Consider the following 4,111-nt stretch of genomic DNA (forward strand, 5'->3'; position numbering starts at 1 on the left):
ACAAGACTATTACTTGCACATCAAAGAATGCGAATTCAGATTTAACTTCAGAAACGAAGACGTTTATGATATTTCAGTGAAAATAGTCAAGAAATTTTAGGAAGTTCGTGGAAAGACCCAAAAAAGTAACGACTCACTTGCCTTTTGTAAGAGGCAAAGGCAGTCAACGGAGTCCGGACGGGATACGGAAAAAGAGTACATAGTGCCTCTGCAGTGGGGTGGAAAATCGGCTTCTTTATGTGGCACAAGACGGGGACATCATCACGTCAGCCGGAATATTCACAAGCATAGGTAACTCTCTTCTTGTGGTTGCAAGATATTTCAGAAAGGATATCCCCGGTCCACGGCAAGGCAGATGGAATACCTTTATATTGATAACCTTGCGCGTAGGGTGTCGTGAAATAGACGGACCGTCAGTCATAACCAAGTTCGGCAAGTCTCTTCTCGCTTATTCCCATAAAATGAGCTACTTCGTGTACTACGGTAATTTCTATTTCCTCTTCCAGTTCCTCAGGAGTCTTACACATCTCTTCGAGGGACTGCTGGAAGAGGAAAATGGTATCCGGATAAAGAGGTGGGGCCGTGACAGAACACCTCTCTGTCAGAGGTGTTCCCCGGAAAAGGCCGAGTAATATCTCGCCGGGAGGTGTTTCCGCTTCCCGAAGCATTATCCTGGATGGTTTTGGGAGCACCGTGATCAGCATATTGTCGAGATGCTCGCGAATCTCAGGGGGTATTCGCTCTATTGCTTTTTCTACAAATCTATCGAACTCCTTGTCGGAAAGTTTCATCCACCCTCCAGGCAACAAGGTTTGAATTTTATTTAGCCTTCAAATCATAACCTCCGACTTTACCGGAGGTTATGATTTTACCATATCCGGGGCTGTTGAGGAAATAATGAAACACTTCAGAGCGGTTCCGGCGAAATTGTGTGATGTTCTGTTCTTCACGGATAAATTGGGCGGATGATTGGAGGTTATGGCCACAAGTGATAATGGGACTATATTGAAGGCAATCTATCCTCGTTTGGCTGTTATTATAGGTAATCCTCTGTTCGAAACAAAAACCGATATGATATTCTTAGCATTCATGTAAGAGGAAGGTCGAAAGATGTCCCCATATTGGTCGAAGTATTTCGTTCGTTGTTGCATAACGGAGCGGATGGATTATAAAATCGGTATAGTCATCTTTTCGGAGGTAAATACACATCTTCCCTTCTTATGGCTCCAAAATTACTGTTCTTTCTCTCCATTTATATGGTAATATGATTAAAATGCTTTTACCCGAAAGAAGGAGGGTTTAAGTGGCAAGAAATACTTACAAGAGCGAAAAAAGAAGAAAGGAGACTGCCCGTCTCAAAAAACAGGAGGAAAAGCGGCAGAGGCGTTTCGGGGCCAAAACTTCAATGGAAGAAAGTGAAATAGAATCAGCCGAAGCGGAGAGTATTCCCGAAGAGGGAACAGCGACAGAAGAGCAGGGTAGCGCTGACGGAAGAGAAGAGGGGGCATAGCTTCCAGTATTCCGTTCGCTTCAAACGTACCCTTTTGGTATGATTCGTGAAGTCGCCCCCCTGCAATTTATAGTCACCGCACTTTAAAACAGTCTGCAAGGGCATCGTCAAATGAATCGAATAGATGCAAGATGCTACGCAGCCGAGATTTGAGCCAGCCCTAGAAACGTTCAATCAAGTTTAGTTCCAGCAAATAAAGATGATTGGACCTCTTTCAAGCGCGTTAGCTATACCCGCTGAGTAATTCTCATCTGATTGAGCCATGTCGCACGACTGATCTCTGTCTATCTTTTTTGTAGGCCTACTTCAGGCAAGGTGTTTTTGTATATCGGTTGCGGTATAGGCATGATGCAAAATTGTACAAAAGGGCGATTATTATAGACAATAACATGCAGTAACATAGTTTAGGGTTTGCCTCACACTAAAATGTTAAAATCATGGCGGTGCTTAAAAGCGACCATCTGTCCGTTGCCGGAGATGAGCCTCCAATGTGGTGTAAACTGCGCCACCTGAGATGTTTTTCCGGTGTGTCTTCAGGAATTTGAATTTTCGGGGGTTCAGGGATTGGGAGCAACCGGAGCGGGCAGGGTGATGTGTGTGCCGGATGCTTCTATGATATTCATGATAGCAATCAATAATTCTTCCTGTATAGTCGTAAACGTCTCATACGCTGTTTCCTGCACATAAGCGTTCAGTTCAAGCTCCAAGGCGAATTCTGAAAACCGAACAAAATTTACCCTTGCAGTGTCGGTTTCGATCTTGGGATGTTCCTTCAGGACGTTTCTGATTTCATGAAGAACACTCTCGAGTTGTTTAGAAGTAGTATTTGGATGAAGACTTATCTTATGCTGGAGCAATATTTTGTCTCGGAGCGTGAAATTTTCAAGACTCATCAATGCAAGCTGTCCATTAGGGATTGCAACTATTGTCCTGTCCGAGGTGCGTATACACGTGGACCGCATTCCGATACTTTCTACCGTGCCTGAGTAGGTGCCGGCCTTGCAAGAATCGCCTACTCGTATGGGTTGATCCGAAATGATCATAATACCGCCGAAAAGGTTTTCCAGAGCCTTCTGGGCTGCAAACGCAACGGCGATACCACCTATTCCCAATCCGGTGAGGGCGGCTGTTATATTGATACCTGCTATACGTAGAATGGCCAGAGTCCCAGCAATGAGTATAAACGCCTTGGAAAGCTTGCCCGCAAGCTCTATCATGGCGATCTTACCTGACGCTGTGCCGGCCCATCGTGTATGCCTCAAATTTACCGTTATATCAATCAGTCGTATTGTGAGCCATGTGATCCCGACGATAACGAGGGTAAGTGCGGCATAACTCCAGAACAGGCTTACCAGTATTGAGCGACTGAAGATGGAGATAGCCCACATGGCCAGGGCCAAGATAAATATACGAAGGGGGCGAGTTAATGCCATGACGTGGTGATGCGCCTGATATCTTGTGATCCTGAAGACGATCGCGATCAGTAGCGGAGCCAGAAGACGGGTGAGAAAAGTTGCTATCATGAATGAAAATGGAACGACAAGGAGAATATAGATCCATTGCCAAAGCGGAAACCACAGAAACCATATGTCTGTCATGAACTGCGGAATATATTTTTCCGGGGAATGGAGATTCAATTCCTCATAGAATTCTGGAATCTTATCGAGAGTTTCGGATGCGAATAGCCATACAGGGGGCTGATTACCCTGTTGGATTTTTTCCAGGAAAATATCAAGGCTGCCTGACTCCGATTTGACGCTTCCCACAAACTCTTTTGAGGGCAGTAGGTGGTCGTTTTGGTGACCTTCATTTTTAGTACTTAGCATCCCGAGTCTACCAGAAAATCCGCGCTCCAAAACAACCTGCAGTTGATTGACTAGCTTGTACCCGTTTCTACCGGTCTTCTTTGTATTGAGGAATTTTAAGGCGCGCTCGTCATTTCCCTTCTGTGCGGCCATCATGAAGTTTACTATAGTCCCCTGAGGAGTCATTCGACCCAGATTGTCTGTGACCACTTCCTCGGGGACCGGCAGAGGCAAGTTCTTCTTTGATACGAAAGGCGTTGTCTGGGCTAACAACCCGGAAGAAAGGAGGCACAGCACTGTGATGACAGTAAATCTGAATATTTGTCTCTTGAATCTCAACTGACCTCCCCTCATACTTGATGCCCAGTTTCGATGTCAGGCCTACCTTTACATAAGTGAAAGTATTTTAATTTTTGTTTGAGGCAGTGCAATATGAAAGAAAAAGGATTACGATTTCTCGCAATCTCTTGAAATCATATGGCTGGGGGAAAGGGATTTGAACCCCTATTCGCGGAGTCAGAGTCCGATGTCCTGCCATTGAACGATCCCCCAGCATTCCATTTTGATATCGCTACATACATTTATCAGAATATAAAAATTGAGTCAACTACTTTATCGAAAAAAGGTCTGCAAGTGGTAGCTAAAACGCATTCCCCCTGAGTCAGTCATCATTCCTCAGTCCTCTTCCTAAAATAAGTAAAAAGGCATAAGCTGACATCCATGAAATATGAGATGTTACAAAACTATACGAATGAGAAATTTCATCGAATAACAGGGGTAAAGCACACAACATTCA

General features: G+C 44.6%; 3 protein-coding genes and 1 tRNA gene. 1 reads left to right on the forward strand and 3 read right to left on the reverse strand.

The window, feature by feature from the left end:
- Positions 1–413: 413 nt before the first annotated feature.
- Positions 414–791, reverse strand: a complete 378-nt coding sequence (locus LBQ00_05960; GenBank protein ID MDR2018397.1) for a metallopeptidase family protein — start codon at positions 789–791, stop codon at positions 414–416.
- Between the two features lie 512 nt (positions 792–1,303).
- Here LBQ00_05960 and LBQ00_05965 point away from each other — a divergent pair.
- On the forward strand, positions 1,304–1,510 hold the full coding sequence (locus LBQ00_05965; protein MDR2018398.1) for a hypothetical protein: 207 nt from the start codon (positions 1,304–1,306) through the stop codon (positions 1,508–1,510).
- Between the two features lie 557 nt (positions 1,511–2,067).
- Here LBQ00_05965 and LBQ00_05970 read toward each other — a convergent pair.
- Together LBQ00_05970 and LBQ00_05975 are read right to left on the reverse strand one after the other, a co-directional pair.
- A complete protein-coding gene (locus LBQ00_05970) occupies positions 2,068–3,654 on the reverse strand; it encodes a mechanosensitive ion channel family protein (protein ID MDR2018399.1) in 1,587 nt (528 codons plus the stop codon).
- A 139-nt stretch (positions 3,655–3,793) separates the two neighbouring features.
- Positions 3,794–3,867 (reverse strand) — tRNA-Gln (locus LBQ00_05975).
- Positions 3,868–4,111 lie beyond the last annotated feature (244 nt).

Source organism: Syntrophobacterales bacterium (genome assembly GCA_031274925.1).
GTDB lineage: Bacteria > Desulfobacterota > Syntrophorhabdia > Syntrophorhabdales > Syntrophorhabdaceae > PNOM01.